The organism is Runella limosa DSM 17973 (assembly GCF_000482465.1).
Taxonomy (GTDB): Bacteria; Bacteroidota; Bacteroidia; order Cytophagales; family Spirosomataceae; genus Runella; species Runella limosa.
The window spans coordinates 64,448-86,271 of the sequence record NZ_KI519430.1; the positions used below are offsets into that span (position 1 = coordinate 64,448).

Below are 21,824 nucleotides of genomic sequence, written 5' to 3' on the forward strand. Positions count from 1 at the left end.
TACCCACTTAAACAACTCACAATGAAATCAACTTTTACCATTTTTTTAGTCAGCATAAGCTATTGGCTATTTGCCCAACAAGCCCAAATAAAAGGACATTTGACTACTGCCGACGGCAAACCTGCCGAATACGTAACCATCACGTTGAAAGGAACCCTAAAAGGAGCTATTTCTGACCAAAATGGGGCGTATGTTATAGAAAAAGTAAAGGCAGGCAACTACACGTTGCAGGCAAGTTTTGTGGGACTTGCCACTAAATCGCAGACAATCACGGTACTATCAGGAAAAGACTTAGAGATCAATTTTGTTTTGACCGAAGATAGCCAACAACTGCAAGAAGTAATGGTAACGGGGCAAAAAGCCGAAAAATACGTAGCTGAAAAGACTTCGGAATCGCTTAGACTCAATGCCAAATTAATTGAAGTCCCTCAAAACATATCCGTGACCACCCGCCAAACCATCGTGGACATGGGGATGCTCAATAAAAACGACGTGATTCGGACTGTCAGTGGCATTACCAAAACCTACGGCGACGACTTGGATGCCAGTCTTTTGATTAGAGGAACCAATGCGACATATAGTACTTATCGTAACGGAGTTGGCGGCCCCATCTGGTGGAATGCCCAAGAGGATGCGGCGATGATTGAGCGAGTTGAGTTTGTGAAAGGCCCTGCGGGCTTTATGCTGGCAAATGCCGAACCGGGTGGTTTGGTCAATACCGTTACCAAGCAACCCACGCACGAGCGCATCAACGAGATTAGCTTGGGAATGGGCAGTTTCAACATGATGAGGGCAGCAATTGATTTAGGCGGTGAAGTGCAACGAAACGGCAAACTCACCTATCGTCTTAATACGGGAATGCAGCAAAACGCCCAATTTTACAAACTCAGTAATTTTAACCGCTTTTTTGCAGCGGCAGCCTTGAAATACGAATTTACGCCCAATTCGAGTCTAACCATTGAGCATAATCATGTGAAAGCCATTACGGCACACAACAGTTTCAACCAAATTACCATCAACGGAGAGTTCTTTAAGTTGCCCATTGACATGGCCATGAATGACCCCAATATCGGTAACTTTCTGGGTAAAGATGTTTATACCCGAGCGTTTTTTCAACATAAAATCAACGACCATTGGAAACTCAACGCCCAAGCGGCTTATATGACCACCGATTGGGACGGTAATGCACTGTATGTAAACGGCATATCGGCTACAAAAGACACCATTTACCGTGACAATTCGATGAGCGATTGGTGGGGAAAACTGTATAATATGCAGCTATTTGTGGATGGCTCATTTAATACAGGAAATCAAATTGAACATAAAGTATTGGTAGGGCTTGACTATGGAAACGGGGGAGAAGGCAGCACGTACGGAGGGACTTGGGGAGAAAATAAATTCAAGCTTGCCATTGTCAATCCGACCTATTATTTACCAAAAGACAGTTTGCAGTTTATCCCTTCTGCCAACAAAGGCTCGTGGGTTTCTTCCAATAAATGGCAAGCACTGTACGTGCAAGACCACATAAAAATTGCCAAAAAAGTAGTGCTGACGTTGGCAGGAAGATACACCTATTTGGTGACGGGACAAGACTACAACAGTGCCGATGACCCTGATTACGAAATCGCCGATAATGCCTTTACCCCTCGCTTGGGACTTACATATTTGTTTTCTGATAACTTTTCGCTTTATGCCATCTATGACAAGAGTTTCCTGCCGCAACGAGGGGCGGTTTTTGGAGAAAGTCGTCTTCCACCCTTGACGGGAAGCAACAAAGAATTTGGGGTAAAAGCTTTGTTTTTTGATAAAAAACTGTCGGTGAATGCCTCAACGTATTCCATCCAAAAAAATAATGTGGGCACCAGCGACCCCATTCACGAAGGTTTTTATCTGAAAACGGGGCAAATTACGAGCAAAGGCATCGAGATTGATGTAATGGGAAACATCGGCAAAAACTTGTTTGTTAATGCCAATTACGCCTTTACTGATGCCAAAGTAACCAAAGATCGTGACTCGTCCGTAGTGGGTATCAGAAACTTTGGGACTCCCGACCACACGGCGAACGCTTGGCTAAAATACCGAATCGCCGAGGGGCCGCTGAAAGGGTTGTCTTTTGGCGGCGGTATGCAGCACATGGGCAGCCGTAGCGGGGTATATGTGGGTTGGGGAAGTGAGTTTGGCAACATGAACTTACCTGGCTACACCATTTACGATGCCACGGTTTCGTACACCCTCCAGAAGTTTTCGGTAGGCGTAAATGTGTATAATCTTACCAACAAAAAATACGCCAGCAACGGCTATTACAGCCCCGATGCCAAAGAGTGGTTGTATTCACCGGGTGCACCGCTGAATTTCAGGATTCAAACCAACATTAGATTTTGATTTATTTTTAAATGCTAATGCACAAAAACTCATAGACGATTGATTATTTGTGTATTAGTGCTCTTATGATTGAATCAAACTATGCGTAATTTCTTTGTTTTTTGGCTGATGCTTTTGTCTGGGAATACATTTTCCCAGACAAAACCTGCTGTGTTTGCCAACTGTGCCACGCAAAATACCCGTTGTTACCGCGACTATCTGGTTCAGACCATTACCAACTGTTCGTTTGTGTGGGATGCTGCCAATGCCGATGTCCAAATCTTGATTACCGAAAAACCCAACTCAACAGGGGGCGTAAGGCTCAACTTGGAGTTTACGGGCATGAAAACGCTGGTGGGCAAGAAAGACACCCTTTTTTGTGATATTCCCCAAGGGCAAACCGACGATTTTACTCGGACAAATTTAGTAGAAACAATCCAACTAGGTTTGCTGCACATTTTTCACCATACGCTTTGGCAAGGGGTTTTTAAGGCACAACGAGTGGAAGGAACTGCGCAGGAAACCCAAAAATCGTTGACTGATAAATGGAACTACTGGAATTTTACGCCCGGCATCAACGGCTACACCGAGGGGCAATCTAACTCTTTGTTTTTAAGGCTCAATGCAGAAATTGCCATTCGACGAGTTACCGACAAAAGTAAATTTATTCTCAACGGTCGGTATTCTTCCAAACGCAATTCGATTACGCTCGACGACGAGAAATTGGCGATGCACATCAATAGCCTGAATTTCATACCGCTCTATGTGCGTAGTCTCAATAATCATTGGTCGGTGGGCGTAACAGGCCAATACCAACAAGATGAATACAAAAACCTGTTGAGTAGCTATCGCATAGCTCCTGTGTTGGAATACAATATTTTTCCTTACACCGCCAATGCCCAAAAACAGTTAAGAATAGTCTATCAGGCTGGTTTGCATAATTTTACGTATTACGGCACAACCATTTTTAATAAAAATCAAGAACGTAAGCCTTACCAACGCCTGACGGTTATTACCGATATAACTCGCAATTGGGGAAGCCTTCGAGGGTCTATTCAGAGTAGTTCATTTTTGGATTATCTCAAACAAAACCGACTAACCTTCACGTCCCTTATCGCTATCCGAATCGCCAAAGGCTTGTCATTCAATGTAGAAGGGCAATTTGAGTTGGTAAATGATCAAATTTCATTGCTCAAAGAACCCCTCAACGGCAACGTTTATATTTTGGGAGGGCAACAGTTGCCTACCAAAAGTTACTTCTGGGCAGAGTTTGGTTTTACTTACACTTTCGGCAGTATTTTCAGCAGTATCGTAAACCCTCGCATGGGGCAAATTGACGAAATAGAATTTTAAAACGCTCACAAGATGACACTCAAAAAAACATTCGGCATCATTCACCTCTGGCTCGGTTTGGCTTCGGGCTTAGTGGTGTTTATTGTGGCCATCACAGGGGCTATTTGGACCTTTGAATCAGAAATTTCTGATGTATTGTACGACTATCGGCAAGTACAACCGCAATCAAAACCTTATTTACCGCCTTCGCAACTAAAATCACTGGTAACACCACATTTCAACGGTTTTCCTATTAAAGGAGTTGATTATTCAGGGAAAGACCGAGCGGCTATTTTGAGTTCGTGGGGAACAAAAAATGGCGAAGAGTATCATCTCCATGCCTACATGAATCCCTACACGGGCGAGATGCTACACGTGGAGTCGGGGCATTCGTTTTTTGACATTATTATTGAACTGCACGTCAACTTGATGATGGGCGAAATCGGTGGCCATATCGTGGATTTCACGACGCTGTTTTTTGTTATTTTGCTCATTACAGGAATGGTACTGTGGTGGCCTAAAAACAAAGCCGCTGCCAAACAACGCTTTTGGTTTAAGTGGAAAGAAGGACTGCAATGGAAGCGAAAAAACTATGATTTACACAACGTTTTGGGTTTTTATTCTTCTTTTGTCATCATTTTTGTAGCCATTACAGGCTTGGCCTGGGGGTTTGAGTGGATCAACAAAGGCATTTATTACACAGCCACATTGGGTGCTCCTTATAAAGATTGGCCAGAACCCAAATCTCCTTCTGACTCCACAAAAACAGCCTTGGCAACTGTTGAAGACCAAGTATTTCATCAGACAGTTGCTTCCTATGCCAAACCCTATGGGGCTATTAGTATTTATATCCCCGATACCAAGGCAGGGACCATTACAGCCTATATTTATCCTTCCAAAAACGTCTATCACAATGGCTCATCGTATTACTACGACCAACGCACTGGAAAACCTATTTTGGAAGAACATTTCCCCCAAATGAATAACGGTGAAAAAGTACGTAGTATGTATTACGACATTCATGTAGGTAAGATTTTAGGCTTGACAGGGCAACTGTTGGTCTTCTTTGCCAGCTTGATTACGGCCAGTTTACCCATTACAGGATTTTATATCTGGTGGGGACGCCGTAAGCAAGGACAAAAAAAGAGATACAAAAAATACGAAGGTAAAAAAGGGCAATTACGCCTAACACCTGAAACAGATAAAATGGCTAAGACACCTGCGAACTAATACAATCTTATGACTTCTTGCAGATTATCGTTATAAATGCCAACTCAGTTTGGGTCGGTGTTTTTTGATAACAAAAGTTGAAAGTTTCAATTTGAGGAAAGATGGGAATAGCCAACAAAGCGCCGATGCAGTTGCGTCGGCGCTTTTTATTTGAAACCAACCAGTGAATCACACTTTTCAATAGTCCATCCCTGTGTAGAAACCGTATGCTAAATAACCACCGCCCCTACTATTATTAAACTTTTGCTCCTATGCCATTCAAAAATACTCCTGCACTGCTATTTGTTTGTTTTAACTTTTACACAGCTTATGCCCAACCCTCAGCTTCCTACTACCAAGACATAAAAACCGACATTGCGCTTCCTGCTGAGGCTGGGAAAAATACGCTGAAGCTTTTTCAGTCGAAAGACCAACGAATCTGCGTTACTTCGACGGGTATTTTTCGGTTCAAATCAGGAAAATGGACAGGCCAAAAGCAACCCATCGAATTGACCAATGCTTCATTAGATGGCGATGGAAATGTGTGGTTAGCGACTGCTCGGGGCATTTATTCCGAAAAAAAAGAGAAACAAATCATCCAACCGCCGCTTTCGGCAACAGATACCATCTTGACCCTATTTTGGGAAACACCTAAGCAACTTTGGGTGGGCACCAACAACGGTCTAATGGGCTGGAATGGACAGTGGACGCCTTCGCCCAACCTCAAAGAAAGACGCGTGAATAGCATCGCCAAAGACGCCCAAGGACAACTTTACGTCGCGACCAACCGTGGGCTTTGGCGACGTACCAATGGGCGATGGTTTAACCTCGACGAAAGCCTCATGGCGGTGGGTAACAAAGAAATGTATTTTGCCCTGACCCATTATAACAGCGATCAAGACATGGTTTACAGTAGTCCTTGGTCGGTGGGGTGTATTGCCAACGACGGGAATCATTGGGTGCTAAGAGCCACCGACGGGCTTCCTTATGGGCCTGTTATGGTACTCACGCCTTTCGCAAACGGGCTTTGGATGGGCACACAAAAAGGGTTGATAAAAAAAGATAGTCGCTGGCAATACTACCTCGGCAAACGCTGGCTTCCCGACAACCAAGTGAATGACATTTTAGTCGTTGATTCTCTGACGATTTGGGTAGCAACGCCGCAAGGAATTGCCCAGATTCAGCAACAAGCGATGACATTGGAAGCAAAAGCGGCTTACATAGAAAAAGTCATTGAACTTCGGCACAATCGGCGCGGTTTGGTCAATCACGCTAGGTTAAAGGAAGCGGGCGATATAGCAACAAGTTATTTAAATAACGAAGACAACGACGGCTTGTGGACGGCCTGTTATTTGGTCGCCGAGTGTTTTCATTATGCTTCTACGGGCGACACAGCTGCCAAAAACAAGGCTATTCGGACATTTGAAGCCTTAGAAAGGCTCGAAAAAGTCTCGGGCATTTCGGGTTATCCTGCTCGTTCGTATGCCTTAGCTACCGACCCCATCACGCAGTCACGGTCGCCACACCCAAAACTCTGGCATCCTTCGCCCGACGGTCAATGGCAATGGTTGGACGACACCAGTTCGGACGAAATTACGGGGCATATTTTTGCGCTTCCCCTATTTTATGATTTGGTAGCCAACGATGAACAAAAAGAGCGAGTGAAACAGCTCATCAAACGCACCGTTGACCATATAGTTGACCATAATTATCACTTAATTGACTTCGACGGGAAGCCAACCCGTTGGGGCATTTGGCATCCCGATTCGCTAAATCATTCGCCCAATTGGATGTACGAACGGGGACTAAATTCATTACAAATTTTGTCTTTTCTCAAAACCGCTTACCACTTTACGGGTGATGAAAAGTACGAAAAACACTACCAGTATTTGGTAAACCAACACGGTTATGCCAAGAATGCCCTTCAAGCCAAGGTTTTTGGGCCGTTTGAAACCAGTCATTCGGACGACATCCTCAACTTTTTTCCTTATTATGGTTTGCTCAATTATACCAAAGCCGACCCTAACCGTGACATTTACCTCAAAAGCCTCGAACGAAGCTGGAAAGCCGTTAGCTCTGACCACATGCCTATCTGGAACGTGATGGCCAGTGTGATGCTGCGTAAAGATTGTGATGTAGCCGTCGCTTTGGAAGAAATTCAACAGTTTCCACTCGACTTGATTAATTGGCGAATGGAAAACAGTCATCGTTGGGATTTGCCCAGAGACCCATTGTTGAGCCGTTTCCGCCGTCTTCAATCCACCAAGCCTATCCCCACCCCCGAAAGCAGTATCTCACGCTGGAACACCAACCCAAAAGAATTTGACTCGGGCGATGGTGGCAAAACCGAAGACAGTGGTTCTTACTACCTTTTTGCGTACTGGATGGGGCGATATTATGGTTTTTGGAAGTAAAGAATCTTTGCTGGGTATTTATCAAATTTTAGTACATTTGGATAGATTCCTTTGGAGAACTCTATGACCCTTAGCAAAGCCCCTTCTAGCATCAAAGTTATTTTGGCCGATGACCATCAGTTCATCCTTGAAACGCTCCAACTACTAGCGAATGACATCCCTCATTTTGACGTTATTGGGTGTTGTCGAAATGGGCAAGAAGTGCTTCAAGTTTTAGAAAAAAACCATGCCGATTTGGTCATTACAGATTTGCGAATGCCCGATTTAGATGGGCTTCAAATGGCCCGACACATTCAACAACATTATCCGAATGTGAAAGTATTGATGCTAACGATGTCTGACGAAACCGATTCTATTCGACAGGCAGTGCAAGCGGGAGTGGTAGGATATGTGCTCAAAAATGCAGGAATCAGTGAAATCAAGGAAGCCATTGAGATTGTAGTGAGTGGAGGAAAGTATTTTGACCAAGATAATCTGCTCAAGTTGCTCCAAACACCCACTTCGGTCGAGCCCTTGCTGACCTCCCGTGAGTTAGACATTATTCGTCTTATTGCCTCCGAGGCCACTTCCCTCGAAATTGCGGAGAAATTGTTCATCAGTGAAAAAACGGTTGAAACCCACCGTCGGAATATCATCAACAAACTTGGTGTTAAAAACTCAGTCGGAGTGGCTATGTACGCCGTAAAGCGTGGTTTGGTATAATTATCTCAACCTGCATCCCATTTGTACTCACTATGTACATGGTACCCCTGAGCCTTTCTACGCGGCTGCGTACGTTCTGCATCCCCATTCCGTTCGTAGAAGTACTCGTCATCCCTATTCCATCGTCAAGCACAATTAGGCTCAACATATCGCTTTGCAGAGTCAGGGTCACACCTGCCTTTTTGGCCTTAGAATGCCGAAGGACGTTGGTCGTAAGTTCAAGCGCAATGGTATAAAGTTCAAATTCAATGTTGGGAGTAAAACGCGGCAAGTCATTGGGTATTTCCAAATGAAATAGCGTTTTCCCCAACTCGTTGGTGTCATTGATCATTTTTTGTAACGCAGCCACAAGCCCTTTTTCTTCCAATTGGGCAGGCTGTAGGTTATGCGAAATCATCCGTACATCAGCTAAAGTTTCCTCCAAACCGCGCCCCACATCCTCATACAGTTTTAGATTTCGACTGCCAAGTTCCTGTTTCTCTATCATCTGAAACCGCCAACGAAGTCCCGCAATTTTGGCGACTAGATTGTCGTGCAAATCAGACGCAACTCGCTTACGTTCTTGGGTTTGTCCGCGCAACAAAGCCGCCGAAATCTCCGCGTTTTTAGCTTCAAGCTGGCGTTTGGTTTGGCGCAGTGTGTTATTGTACCAAAGCAACCCCACAATGACCAATAGCAACACCCCCGCCCCAAAAAGGGCATAATTGAGGCGCTGCTGCTGCAAATGCGCTTGCTGCTCGGCGATGAACTGCTTGCGTTCAGCACCCAGTTTTTCTTGCATATACACGCCATTTTTCAGGATGGCCTCGTCTTGGAGACTATCGTAGAGTACGTAGCTTTTTTCTTTGTAGTTCACGGCCTCATTCCATCGCCCTTGGCCTTTGAGTGCTTGATACATAAAATCCAAAAATCGACGACGCAATTCAGGAATTTTGAGATTTTGGAGTAACTCCAACCCTTTTTTTGACCATTTTTCAGAATCACTGTATTTTTTTGCATTGAGCAATGTGGGCAACAGGCCATTCAAAATAATAGGGCTAAACCATTCATTATGGGTGGTTTCACTCAAGTGAAAAGCAGATTCAAAATGCTGTATAGCTTTGGGGTAGTCGCCATAGTAATCATTATATTTTCCCAAAATCTCGTGAGCGTACATGAGCAATTCGGGCTTATTTTGGGCTTTAAGTTGTTGAATATAACGCTCACCTGACCGAATAACGCGCAAAATAGTAGCGCGGGTCATGGGTTGGTCAGGTTCATTTTCCCGCAAATTATCAGGATATTGGAAATCAGGGTCGCTCCGTCCTTCAATGGCAAGTGCTTGATACAGGCCTGACTTTTCTGATTTTCCATCAAAAAAATGGCCTTCTAAAATATACAAATCCTTGACTGTCAACAAATACCACTCTTTTTTATTCAATTCTTTGAACAGTCGGGCTGCTTTGTGCAATTCTTCGCGCCCAGCTGCTTTGTTGGCCATACTCAAGGGGGCATTAACCAAACTTGCTCCTTGGTAGTAATAGCCCTGTGCAATCAAAAACTTGTTACCCGTCGTTTGGGCAAACTTCAACGCTTGCGTCGCAAAATAATAACTCGAATCGGCATGGAATTTCGGTGAGTCCACCGCGTATTTTTTCACTTGTGTTACAAACGTTGCAAAACGTACTGAATCGGCGTGAGTTTGGGCCAATGTTTTTGTAAGAAAGAAAAAAAATAGAAGGCTGATTGATAGCAGCTGTTTCATCATTAGTGGGAGGTTTGAAAATACAAGTAGGAGGTGATTTTTGACATTTCCAATACCGTTCAATAAAATACCCAGAAACCCTTAATCGACATTCGGGGAAATCCCTGAATGAAAAATCAGGGAAAACAGGTATTTACTTATAATTCTGATTTTCAGAGCTTTGCAGTACACAAAACAATGAAAAACCTTTTCGCAAACTACTTGAAAATCATGACAACTAACACAAATCAAAGCCCTGACTATTTCACCAAACCGATGGACCGTCGGACAATGCTCCGAAATGGGGCCTTGTTTGGTTTACTTTCTACTTTGCCCTTTGCAAAAACTGGATGGGGCAACAATCTTGACACAAAAACACCCCCCATTTTATTGTTTAAACGCAGTACAGTAGGCGAAGGGTTGGTAAGCGCATTTGGGGAAGTAAGAATTGCCGAAATCAAAGGAAATACTTTGCCAATTTATATGGCAAGCAACAACGGCTCGTGCGTAATAGATGCCTCAGGACGGGGTATTTATGCCAAATTTGGCAATGATAGTAACGCCATTAAGCTCACTCCGACAAGAATCGAATTTGGGAAATCCAACGAACCATGGAGCAAAAAATCCATTGAAAGAATGGCCCAAGAAATAGCAAATGATCGCAAAAAACTTATCGGAGTTTTGGAGTTACGGGCTGCCTTTGTTACTACATATCCAGTGGCGACCCAAAGAGTAAAAAAATCTATGGGTAGTCAAATGTCCCAATTAATGGCCAAAACCAACAATGCTATGGGAGCGAATGCCATGAATTGCGGTTTGGGCTTTCAAAATTTGATAAATGCAGGTGTTCAAACAGCCACTCGAGTGGTAACAGAAACAATACCGATCATCAAATCGGCGGAACAACAGTACCTCGAATGTTATGACCAACAGCTCAATGGCCCTTGCAAAGATGTGGCTTGGGGTTTTGGCGCCATCCCCTGTGCCATCGCTGCCTGTGCAATGCAGGTATTTACAGACATGGTGATTGGTTTTACAACGATTGTTATTGAAACAATTGTCGAAAAAATTGTGATGCCTTATGTCTCGTGTGTCCAAGCTCCATTTGCTGACATCAACTGGCCAAATCCATTTAAACCACTGGTATCTGGAACAATTCAAGGAGCTGTTGCCGACCCTACACCTCCCGTTAGTGATAAAAAAGTAGTAAGCGATGCCCTCAAGCTACTCAAAGATATTAGTGGTTTTCTAGGGCCTTTCAAATGTATGCTAGACGGACAATGGAGCTTGGCACAACTCAATACCCCCCTCATTTTAGATGGAAAAAATGTAGGGATACCATACGGTATTAAAGTGTGTATTGGTGCTGATTGTGCCGATAAGTTAATAAGTCTGAACGCCTGGGGACAAACTGGCTCCGATTGGGCAACCGCCCTCTCCGTATTGGCTGCCCTAAGCCCCGCAGCAGCGACAGCATTGGGCGCTTTGGCGCCAGCATCCCCCGCCATAGCAGCACTAGTAGCGGCAGCAGGGCCAGTTGTGGCAGGTGCAGCAGCCCTCATCTTGGCGGTTGTAATCCTGATACTCATTTATGCTACTGCTATTCAAGCCCAATTACTTGTTCATAAAGCTCTGGGTAGTTTTAACGACGGCACAGTGTGTATTGAGCATCCAACTTTTGCCCTAGCCTTGGTGAAATTAATGACTTTCACGTATGCTCCCGCCGAGCTCATTCCTCCCATCGTCACAGGATAAGTACCTAAATCATTTCAAACCCATGAAACTACTATTTGTGATTATTTTTACTGCTTTGGCGGTTGCGACAATCGCACAAAACAGCCCTAAAGCTTCTAAAATAAGTAGCCCTACCAAAGCACAAATTGAGGCTATACAGAGTTTATTAGCCCCAGTACGCAAGCAAGTAGAAGATATACTGCAAAAAACTGATGCCAAACTTTTTGCTGATTATCAGGCTGATTTAAAGAGAATTGCAGCACTAAAAAACTACCAACAGCGAGCCAAAGAACTGACTGTACTCGACAGTAAATACTACGCCTTCGTAAAGCAAGGGTACATAGCTGCCAAAATTGATGAAAAATACTACCAAAGTAAAATGCTGGGTATTCTTCGTCTGGCTTCTAACCAACTACGCTTCACCGAATTTTTGGGCGTCGCCAATGCTACAGCTTCTCGGACACTTTTCCCTCCTCCAAGCAACCCTTGTAAGGAGTTTAAATGTCCTTTGAAAGTCAGGAATACAACCATGAACCAACAAGCCATTGAGTTGGGTTCTGAACGATTAGGCGATTTGCTCGATAATATCTCCAAAGAATGCGTAACATTTGCTCAAACAGTAGCTCTTGTGGCTTCGGGTAGAGAAGAGTTTAGTGCTATCGGCGAGTTTGCCAGCATCTCTCCCAATGGCAGTAATATAGACATCAACGCAGAATGTAGCTATCAAATATCAGGAATCGCCTTTGCATTTTTGGGAGGAGGCTATTGCGACGCCAGCGTCGGGATAGTAGTGAGCGGCCCAACTGTTGACTTACGAATAGAACATGATATCGGCTGGGCTCTTGCCCCCGTTATTTGGTACAATCCATTTAGAGCTAGTGGGGAAAATGACCGACTACAGGGCAGTTTTACGCCAAGCCCTAATGGTGGGGACTACAAAATTCAACTATATGCCAAAACGTATGCCATGGCAGCCGTACTTTCTGGCACATATTCAAATGCTGATATATTTTCTATCTCATCGCTTAAAGTTTGTCAGCATAAATGAAGAATCGCTCTTTGTTTTATCTCATTTGGGTTATGGTCAGTCTCAATGCCCCTGCCCAAACCGATATTCCGACACTCAACGCCGACAAACCTCTGGAATTTACGATTCCTGCGTCGGCGGCTTTTGATTTGCTGGGCGTTACGCCTGCTCAGGTAACCAAGCCTGGCAACATCCGCGATTTTAAGGTGGACTGGTCTTTTGCATCGTGGCGGCTCAAACCCAACATCGCCATTCAGGCGCAGCCCGTTTGGGAATTGCTCTACAACCGCCCCAAGCTCCAGAAATACCAAGCTGCTTCAAAATTGATGAAAACCCTGTCAACCCTTGATATTTCGGCAGGAACAATCGAGGACGAAAACCTCACACGCCGTCTGGCTGTAGCTACTAAAATCACGCTCTTTCGCAGCCACGATGCTTTAGATGAGCCTGATTTGTTTAAAAACGCTACACAGCGATTTGAGCAACAACAAAAATCACTGCTGGACATGCGCCGAGATTTGGAAGATAGTCTGCGCAAAACGCCCAATCTAAGCCTGTATCTCGAAAATAGAACTTTATTTTTACAACAATTACAAGGAATCGAAGCTCAACTAATAGCGCTAGAAAAGGGACAAAAAGAAGTGATTACAGCATTAGCCAACACTTATTTGAAAGAGCACTGGAATGCCAGTTTTTTGGACATTGCGGTCGGGCGCTCTTACAATTACTTCAAAGACCAGCTAGATAGCCTCAACTTACAACGCGATGGCCTATCGGTTTGGGTCAATGGCTGTGTCGGATTAGGTCGCAAATGGCTCCTCACGGGGGTCTTCCGTTATACCACCGTCAGCACCCCGCTTCGCCCCAGTACACGGGAATTTTTTGGAGGCATTAGCCTCCGCTACGGAAGTCCTAAGTTTAATTTTTTTGTCGAAGCCCTCAACCGAGACGACGCTAATCTCTTTCGTTTTAAGGCCGTTACAATTGCCTATGGCGGAGATTGGCGATTTAGCAAAAATGTCATGCTGAGTTATGGAGTACGTACCGTTTATGGTACAAACTTTTCTTTTAAGCAGCTTGTGCCCATTGCCAGCATCGCCTGTATGATGCGGTAAAATCATTAAACAAACAATCTCTTTTTCTTAATTAGCGTTGGAACCACCGCAGTAGTCGGAAGGCAATAAAAAAACACTATATTTGCATCATTGTTGCAAATATAACTTTCCCTGCTTATCCCACATATTATGTCATCCCAAACACACGACGTCATCATCATCGGTGGTAGTTTTGCGGGTCTCTCGGCTGCGATGGGCCTTGGCCGTGCGCTACGAAACGTGCTTATCATTGACAATCAATTACCCTGCAATCGCCAAACACCTCATTCTCATAACTTTCTGACGCAAGATGGAGAACCTCCCCTCCGTATTTTAGAGAAGGCACGTGAACAGGTACTTGCCTATTCTACCATCGACTGGAAAATAGGCACTGCCGTTCAAGCCCATAAAATTGAAAATGGGTTCGAAATCGTTCTTCAAAGTGGAGAAAGCTACGCGGCTAAAAAACTCTTATTCGCCACAGGCATCAAGGATAACTTATTGGCATTCAATGGACTTTCTGCCTGCTGGGGTATTTCGGTCATTCATTGCCCCTATTGTCACGGATTTGAGGTAAAAAATACCCCAACGGCCGTCATTGGGAACGGTGACGAGGGTTTTGAATACGTAAAAATGATTTCTAATTGGACTAAAAATTTGACACTCTGTACAAACGGCCCGTCAACATTGAGTAAAGAACAAGGTTTGAAATTGGCAAAAAATGGCATTCAAATGATTGAAAGTGAAATCGGCGAGTTTGTGCACCAAAATGGACAGATTGAGCATATTTTACTCAAAAACCAAGAAAAACTACCCGTACAGGCCGTCTATTATCGTCCCTCGTTTGTTCAACACACTGCCCTCCCTGCCCAACTTGGCTGCGAAATAACCCCACAAGGGTATATTCAAGTCAATGAAATGCAGCAAACCAGTCAGCCTGGTATATTGGCCGCTGGCGACAACACTTCCCCTTTTCGGTCGGTGGCCAATGCTGTCGCTAAGGGTTCGATGGCAGCGGCGGTTTTGAATCGAGAACTCATTGAGGAGGTGTTCTAAAATGGGCGTCAGAGACGCAATTCCATTTTTGCCCCAAATGATAGTTTGGGGCAAGCAACTTCTAAAATGGGCGTCAGAGACGCAATTCCATTTTTGCCCCAAATGATAGTTTGAGGCAAGCAAATTTCTAAAATGGGCGTCGGAGACGCAATTCCATTTTTGCCCCAAATCATAGTTTGGGGCAAGCAAACAAATATTTTTTGCTGTTGATGCAACCTTCTTGCTTGAGATTGCATCTTATAGATATAACAGCAAGTTGAAAGCAAAACAATTCATGAAATAAGTAAAACAAAAGGCAGTAGTTAGGAGCATTGATTTTGCCTAACTGCTGCCTTTTGAAGCAAAAAGCGGTTTTTTACAGCCAAAACCGCTTATCTAAAAAAATCTACCGCTTATGTAAAAAAAGGTAGCTTGCAATGCACAGTACTATACCTTTGAAGCGGTAATTAATAACAGCCATTTTAAACAGTAGCCATGAAAACTTCTAGCAGCTTCATCGCAGCATTCGTTTTGCTTTGTTCCAGTGTGATTGCACAATCTCCTTCAAAGGGAAAAATCACGGGGGATGTAAAAGAATCAGCAACAAAACCACTTCCTTTTGCCACGGTTTTGTTGCTTAACGCCAAGGACTCTACCCTCGCCAAAGGGGCTATTTCGAGCGAATCTGGTACTTACGAATTTGAAAACATTTCGCTTGGTCGGTATTTGATTTCGGCCACAATGGTAGGTTTTCAGAAATCATTCTCTGCTCCTTTTGAACTAAAAGAAGGTCAACTTAGCCTGAAAGTACCATCGCTTATCGTTGCTGAAAACACCCAAACCCTTCAAGAGGTGAAGGTCGTTTCCAAAAAACCATTTGTAGAACAACAAGTCGATCGCATGGTTGTCAACGTTGAAAATAACATTGGTTCGGCGGGTGGAACTGCTCTCGAAGTGCTTGAGAAAGCACCAGGTGTGACCATCGACCGCCAAAATGACCGCCTCCAGTTTAAAGGTCGCCAAGGGGTGATGGTGATGATTGATGGGAAGTTACAACAAATTTCGATGCAAGATTTGATGAACATGTTGCAGTCGATGCCAAGCGATAACGTTGAGAAAATTGAACTTATCTCCAACCCTCCTGCCAAATACGATGCCGCTGGAAATACAGGCCTCATCAACATTGTGTTGAAGAAAAACAAAAATTTTGGCACTAACGGAAACTACACCCTAGGTGCTGGCTATGGCCGCTATGAGAAACTAAACGGATCGCTGGGGCTCAACTACCGCAATGCCAAATACAATGCGTTTGGTAATGTGAGTGTCTTTCACGGGCGCTTCCAAAATACCCAAGACATCGACCGCACGATTGCGTTTCAAGACCAAGTTACGTACATGGACCAAAACAGTCCACGCGTAGGAAATCCTCAAAACGTGAGTTTTCGGGGCGGGGTTGACTTTTTTGTCACCAAAAAAACGACCATCGGTGTGTTAGCAACTGGCTTTCTCAACCAGTTTAAAATGAATGGTGTTTCAAAAACGGATTTTCGCGATAAAAACCAAACGCTAACAAGCCGTTTTGAAACAGATACTTACAACCACAACCGTTTGGATAATTATACGGCCAACGTCAACCTTAAACACGATTTAGGAAAAGGACGTGAGCTGACTGCCGATGCTGATTATTCGATTTTTAATGGCAACTCTGGAAATGATTTACGTACTACCTATTTCTCCCCTAGCGATGAAATCACCAGCAAGGATGTATTCAGAAACATCATGCCTTCAAACATTCAAATCGCGGGTGCAAAAATTGACTATATCCACCCTCTTAAAAAAGGAAAAATAGAAACAGGTGCCAAAAGTAGCTTTGTGAATACCGACAATGACATGCGTTTTGAAACCCAAGTAGATAACGTTTGGACGCTTGATCCAACTCGCTCTAACCAGTTTATTTACAAAGAAAACATCAATGCCGCCTACCTTAATTATAGCACGTCATTGAACAAAAAAACGCAGGTACAGTTGGGCTTCCGCGCCGAACATACCCATTCGCAGGGTAACTCAGTGACGCTCAACAACGTCGTGGATCGTAACTACGTCAACCTGTTCCCAAGCGTGTTTGTGTCTCGTTCGCTCGATACCAACAACGTCCTGAATGTCTCGTACAGTCGCCGTATCGACCGTCCCAATTACCGCAATTTGAACCCGTTCCAGTTTTTCCTTGACCCTTATACGTTCCAACAAGGAAATCCAAACTTGCGTCCACAGTTTACTAATTCGTTTCAAATTACCCACGTCTTCAAAGGCGCATTTTCAACTTCCTTGGGCTACAGCCGCATCAATGACGTGATTGCTGACCAAATCCCAAAACAAATTGCGTCTGAAAACAAGACCTACGTAACCACCGAAAACTTAGACCACCAAGACAGTTATAACCTGACCTTTAGTATTCCAGTGACGGTTAAAAAATGGTGGACGATGCAAAACAACATCAGCGCGTTTTATAACCGCTACCGCTCGTTCTACTACGGAGCCGACCTCGACTTGGGGCAATTTGGAGCAACGGTATTTATGACCAACAACTTCACTTTACCCAAAGGATACACAGCCGAATTGAGCGGCTTTTGGAACTCTCCAACCCAATATAACCTCTTGTACGCCAAGGCACAAGGACAAATCAGTGCTGGTTTTGCCAAGTCATTATGGAACCGCAAAGCCTCTCTGCGCGTAAACGTGAACGATATATTCTTCTTGAACCGCTTTGCAGGCACGGTGAAATACCAAGATTTGAATTTCAAAGTATATTCTCGCTGGGAAAGCCGCCAAGTACGGGTATCATTTACCTATCGTTTCGGAAATCAAAACGTGAAAGCAGCTCGCCAACGTAGCACAAGTACCGACGACCTCCGCAACCGCGCCAACTCAGGTCAGAACTAGCAAAAACAAGGGTCGGGAAACGACCCCACCCTTTCAACAATATTTTAGTTTAGGTTAAGAAAACGTCGGAAAGCCATGCTTTGATTAAGGCATGGCTTTTTTTATTTTGGCTTTTTAGTACCTTGTTGCCCTATTTTTACGTTAAACATTGGAATTAAACCTCCCTCAATTAGACAAAACGCCATGACAAAAACCGCTACTCTCCGAGTAACACTGCTCAGTTTAAACCGTTTCTTTGGTTTTTTACTTGTCCTTAGTAGCTTTTCGGCCTTCTCTCAAGAAAAATCGTTGCTCTGGGAAGTGTCAGGAAATGGGCTCGCCAAACCATCTTATGTATATGGAACCATCCACATGATTTGCCCCAAAGATTACTTAATGACCGACTCAACCAAATCGACCTTTGGGCGGGCCGAGCAAGTTTATCTTGAATTGGACATGGACGACCCAACATTAATGACCAAGATGATGCAAACTTCTATGCTGACCAACGGTAAAAAATTGAAAGACTATTTGTCGGAAGACGACTATGCTGTTTTGGACAATTATTTTAAAGAACGTCTCAAAATGAGTCTTGCCATGTACAACGGCCTGAAGCCTTTTACGGTTATGTCCATGATTTACATGACTTTCCTCGACTGTCAGCCTCAATCCTACGAATTGACGTTTACCCAAATGGCCACAAACGCCAAAAAAGAGCTGTTAGGCTTAGAAACTGTTGAATTTCAGATGGGCATTTTTGACCAAATTCCGTACGAAAAACAAGCGGCCTTGCTCGTGGATATGGTTCGTAAAAAAGAAGAGTCTTCCAAAGAATTTGAAAAAATGGTGGCATTGTACAAAGCTCAAGACCTAGAAGCACTCGTCAAGCTGATGGACGATAGCGACTGGGATTTCAACGGATACGAGGACATTTTACTCGCCAATCGGAATGCCAATTGGATTCCAATTATGGAAAAAGCCATGCAGTCAAAATCGTCGTTTTTTGCCGTAGGTGCAGGACACCTTGGTGGCGAAAAAGGCGTTTTGAGCTTACTTAAAAAGAAAGGATATTCGATAAAACCTATTTTATAAAATGAAAAAAAACGCATTTTTTCTCTTACTTACCCTTTCGTTCTCAATCATTTCCCGCGCCCAAACCGTCGATGAAGTGGTTGAAAATTACCTAAAAGCCATTGGGGGTAAAGAGAAGTTACTTTCCTTAAAAACACTACGAACAACGGGTTTTCTCAAAATGCAAGGAATGGAAATCCCCTATATTCAGCAACAAAAAGCGCCCAATTTACAGCGCTCGGTCGCGTTGTTTCAAGAAAAAAGTATCTATCAAAACTGCTTTGATGGAACAACGGGCTGGCATACCAATCCGAAAACGTTACAATTAGAAAAGTTATCGACCGAAGAAAGTGACGCCTTAAAGGCTGACATTCAAATGCTTGACCCGTTTGTAAATTATGCCGAACGCGGATATAGCGTAACTTTGGAAGGAAAAATGCTTGTTGAGGGCAAAGATTGTTATCGTGTGCGCTTGCTCAAAAAACCACCGCCAATGACCAACGCTACCGTAGCAGAATTGTCGAGCTTTTACTTTTTTGATACCAAAACCTATTTACCTGTTTTAGTACGAAATGCGATAAAAAAAGGAGCAGGAAAAGGCGGGTATATGGATACATATTTAAGTAAATTTCAGACAGTTAACGACATGGTTTTCCCGTTTGAAATTACTCAAAAAATCAATAGTAAAACCACCCTTTCCATCACTGTCACCCAAGTAGAAACCAACCTTGATTTGGCCGATCAAGAGTTTGCATTTCCAGGCTAAGAGACTTTCCAAGTTTAATCCTCACACGAACCTGAAACTTGGAAAGTCTTATCACCACACAAACAACCTTTCCAAGTTTATCCACGCAAGAACCTGAAACTTGGAAAGGCTTATCACTAAACAAATAACCTTTCCAAGTTTAATCCTTACAAGAATCTGAAACTTGGAAAGTTTTTTAGCCCCATTCATTTACAAGTTATTTACTTATTCTCACATTCCGATAATACGCTTCCGTACCACCACCCACCCAAAGGGCAATGCCACCGATAGTGGTTTTATTCAACATATCCTTTACAATTAGCGTAGGCTGTTCTTGCTCGTGTACATACAACTTTGTCATTCTGCCATTAACCACAATTTTGAGTTTAATCCATTCATTAGGCACTATGTCCACATACGTTTCATACTTTTCAGGAAATTTTTCTCTCAAAACTTGGAAATCAAAACCAGGTTGAGCCATGTACTGCACGGTGTGGTTACGCCTCACTTGGTCTTCGGCTCGCCCATTGGTAGCTCTCAAATAGATAACATCAAAGGCTGTGGTATCTTTTGAAATATGAAATGCCAAACCAGCAAAACCTCTACTTTCGGGATGTGAATCTGCTGCCCGATCAGCCGCCATTTCAAATTCAATGGTACCTTCTGAAAAATCTACAATAGGTAGCAAAACCATCGCCGATTTATTATTTTTAATGGCTTTTACTTTTAATGCCTCTTTGCCTTTATGTTTTTGCTCTGTCGTTTCAGTATTTATTGGAATTATTCCATCTGCTTTTTTGAGGCTGATTTTTTGAGCGAAAGTAATGGTGCAAAAAAAGTATAAGGTTAAAACGAGAAAAAGCTTAGTTTGTGTCATTATTTTTATTGTTTAGAATGGTGGTTTCAAGACTGCTAAAGTTTGTTTTTTACTGTTTCACAAACTCCCTCACGTCCACGCCCTGTTTAAAATTAAGTTTATTTTCTGCCAGTTTAAACTGCACAGTTGCAAAAGCTTGAGGAATGACAAAAGTATGATTTCCAATGTGTTTCATCTTAAACTCTGTCTCTGAATTAATCACCTTTGCTACCAGCTTTTTATCTTTTTGAAAGAATGTCAGTTTGTAATCACTTCCAGGTTGGGTGTACACGCCTACATAGGGTTCAAGGGGCGTTTTTTTAATTTCTTCAGCCAAATTAAGGATTTTTGACACCTCGTCCGTTTGTTCAATTTTTTCAGCATTTTCGAGTCTTGCCATGAGTCCCCAGCCATAAAAATCGTTAGCTACTGCAATAAGCAGCTCATTTTCACCCTTTTTCAGGTTTAGCTTTGCAATGGTATTGTTAATCGAAAGTCGTCCCCCAGGATTTTTTCGCATTCCAACTTGTTGAAACAGATTTTTGTCAACCAACACCATTTCATTGTTGAGATAGACCCAGATTTCGTCGTTGAAGCCTATCTGCAAATTAGTAAAGGTAGGTTCTGAAGCCGTTATTGTCGTTTTAAGCCAAACGAGTTTACGCTGTGGCGTAGCACCAAAGCGTCGGGTTAGGTTAAGTAAGCCTGCGGTTTCAGCCTCGATACTTTCCGAAAACGCTTCCGCATCTGGTAAATTTTCGGCAAACGTTTCATTGCCTTTGGGAAACAAAACAGGCGTTGAAATCGCCCATTTACGGAGATACTGCCCGTCGTGTTTGGTCATATCGGTTCCTTCATAACTGGCCAATCCTTCGGTTTCGTTGGGTTTGATTTGTAAATTTGTGATATACCCTTCTCCTTCAAATGCAATGCTGCCTTCAGTCATGGTTCCCTCTAGTTTGGGGATTTCAAGCGCGGCATTGGTCATGTCGTTCACATACACCTTCATTTGTTTACCCGAAATCACCAATTTCATGTGATTCCACTCCCCCGTTTTGGCCATCGCTGGCGCTTGGTATTGCGGATAAATGTCCCACATATTGACCCCGTCAAAATAAGGCGTGTATTGGATGCCTTGATTGGCCAGTTTAATCCCAATTCGGGGTACACGCAAATAGACAATTTCTTGTTCTTTGGCATCTTTACGATGAAAATAGACCGAAGACGCAAACTCCGTAGGGTGCGGATCTACGTCAAACTCAATCGTTCCGTCTTTGAATACGACATCTTTCAGCACCACCTGCCCCGACAATGAGCCAATTTTCATGACTTTTTTGCCCTTATAATCCGTAAATGTTACTTTACCTTCCTGAAAATCCCAGCGCTCAGGTGACAGTAGATTTGAATTATCTGTTAATTTTGGAGAAGAAACGGTCTTGTTTTTTTGTGCAACCCCTTGGAGAGACACAACCATCAACATAAGCGAAAGCAATTTTTTCATGGACAAATAGCTGTATAGTTTTTGAAATTTCACCAAAAATCAGCGATTCCGTCCGTTCTAGCAGGTTCAAACTTGTGTCAAGTTAGGTTCAAGTTCATTTC

General features: G+C 43.4%; 15 protein-coding genes. 12 read left to right on the plus strand and 3 right to left on the minus strand.

The annotated features are described in order from the left end of the window. The first annotated feature begins 21 nt into the window (after positions 1-21). The 5 genes from K339_RS0129990 to K339_RS0130010 all read left to right on the plus strand — a co-directional run bounded on the left by K339_RS0129990 (position 22) and on the right by K339_RS0130010 (position 8,018). Positions 22-2,382: a TonB-dependent siderophore receptor gene (locus K339_RS0129990; protein WP_028526896.1), complete on the plus strand. Its 2,361-nt coding sequence runs from the start codon at positions 22-24 to the stop codon at positions 2,380-2,382. An 81-nt stretch (positions 2,383-2,463) separates the two neighbouring features. After that, complete coding sequence (locus K339_RS0129995) at positions 2,464-3,714, plus strand: hypothetical protein (protein WP_028526897.1); 1,251 nt, start codon at positions 2,464-2,466, stop codon at positions 3,712-3,714. Between the two features lie 12 nt (positions 3,715-3,726). Next, positions 3,727-4,923 carry a PepSY-associated TM helix domain-containing protein gene (locus K339_RS35335; protein WP_051398364.1) on the plus strand — a complete coding sequence of 399 codons (1,197 nt, stop codon included), beginning with the start codon at positions 3,727-3,729 and terminating at the stop codon, positions 4,921-4,923. A gap of 251 nt (positions 4,924-5,174) precedes the next feature. Beyond that, on the plus strand, positions 5,175-7,316 hold the full coding sequence (locus K339_RS0130005; RefSeq protein ID WP_028526898.1) for a ligand-binding sensor domain-containing protein: 2,142 nt from the start codon (positions 5,175-5,177) through the stop codon (positions 7,314-7,316). Positions 7,317-7,379: 63 nt separating this feature from the next. Next, positions 7,380-8,018 (plus strand): response regulator, encoded by a 639-nt coding sequence (locus K339_RS0130010; RefSeq protein WP_037302291.1) that lies wholly within the window; start codon positions 7,380-7,382, stop codon positions 8,016-8,018. On the opposite strand, the gene K339_RS0130015 is transcribed toward K339_RS0130010, so the two are convergent. Beyond that, complete coding sequence (locus tag K339_RS0130015) at positions 7,987-9,765, minus strand: sensor histidine kinase (RefSeq protein WP_084332362.1); 1,779 nt, start codon at positions 9,763-9,765, stop codon at positions 7,987-7,989. The two genes, K339_RS0130010 and K339_RS0130015, sit on opposite strands and share 32 nt — an antisense overlap. 207 nt (positions 9,766-9,972) lie before the next feature. On the opposite strand from K339_RS0130015, the gene K339_RS0130020 reads away from it, so the two are divergent. From K339_RS0130020 to K339_RS0130060, 7 genes are all read left to right on the plus strand, one after another. Continuing rightward, positions 9,973-11,496 carry a hypothetical protein gene (locus tag K339_RS0130020; RefSeq protein ID WP_157607806.1) on the plus strand — a complete coding sequence of 508 codons (1,524 nt, stop codon included), beginning with the start codon at positions 9,973-9,975 and terminating at the stop codon, positions 11,494-11,496. A gap of 22 nt (positions 11,497-11,518) precedes the next feature. Continuing rightward, positions 11,519-12,523 carry a hypothetical protein gene (locus tag K339_RS0130025; RefSeq protein WP_028526902.1) on the plus strand — a complete coding sequence of 335 codons (1,005 nt, stop codon included), beginning with the start codon at positions 11,519-11,521 and terminating at the stop codon, positions 12,521-12,523. Further along, on the plus strand, positions 12,520-13,617 hold the full coding sequence (locus tag K339_RS0130030; protein WP_028526903.1) for a hypothetical protein: 1,098 nt from the start codon (positions 12,520-12,522) through the stop codon (positions 13,615-13,617). Before K339_RS0130025 ends, K339_RS0130030 begins: the two co-directional genes overlap by 4 nt. 129 nt (positions 13,618-13,746) lie before the next feature. Beyond that, positions 13,747-14,652: an NAD(P)/FAD-dependent oxidoreductase gene (locus K339_RS0130035; RefSeq protein WP_028526904.1), complete on the plus strand. Its 906-nt coding sequence runs from the start codon at positions 13,747-13,749 to the stop codon at positions 14,650-14,652. A 474-nt stretch (positions 14,653-15,126) separates the two neighbouring features. Next, complete coding sequence (locus K339_RS0130045; protein WP_028526905.1) at positions 15,127-17,571, plus strand: outer membrane beta-barrel family protein; 2,445 nt, start codon at positions 15,127-15,129, stop codon at positions 17,569-17,571. Between the two features lie 183 nt (positions 17,572-17,754). Next, a complete protein-coding gene (locus tag K339_RS0130055; RefSeq protein ID WP_084332363.1) occupies positions 17,755-18,642 on the plus strand; it encodes a TraB/GumN family protein in 888 nt (295 codons plus the stop codon). Between the two features lies 1 nt (position 18,643). Continuing rightward, the gene (locus K339_RS0130060; RefSeq protein ID WP_028526907.1) at positions 18,644-19,387 is read left to right on the plus strand and encodes a hypothetical protein; all 744 of its coding nucleotides are present in this window, start codon (positions 18,644-18,646) and stop codon (positions 19,385-19,387) included. A gap of 196 nt (positions 19,388-19,583) precedes the next feature. Here the strand turns inward: K339_RS0130060 and K339_RS0130070 are convergent, their stop codons facing one another. Beyond that, positions 19,584-20,243, minus strand: coding sequence for a LamG domain-containing protein (locus tag K339_RS0130070; RefSeq protein WP_028526908.1), 660 nt, complete (start codon positions 20,241-20,243; stop codon positions 19,584-19,586). Between the two features lie 49 nt (positions 20,244-20,292). Continuing rightward, a complete protein-coding gene (locus tag K339_RS0130075; RefSeq protein WP_028526909.1) occupies positions 20,293-21,723 on the minus strand; it encodes a 3-keto-alpha-glucoside-1,2-lyase-like domain-containing protein in 1,431 nt (476 codons plus the stop codon). Between the last annotated feature and the right edge of the window lie 101 nt (positions 21,724-21,824).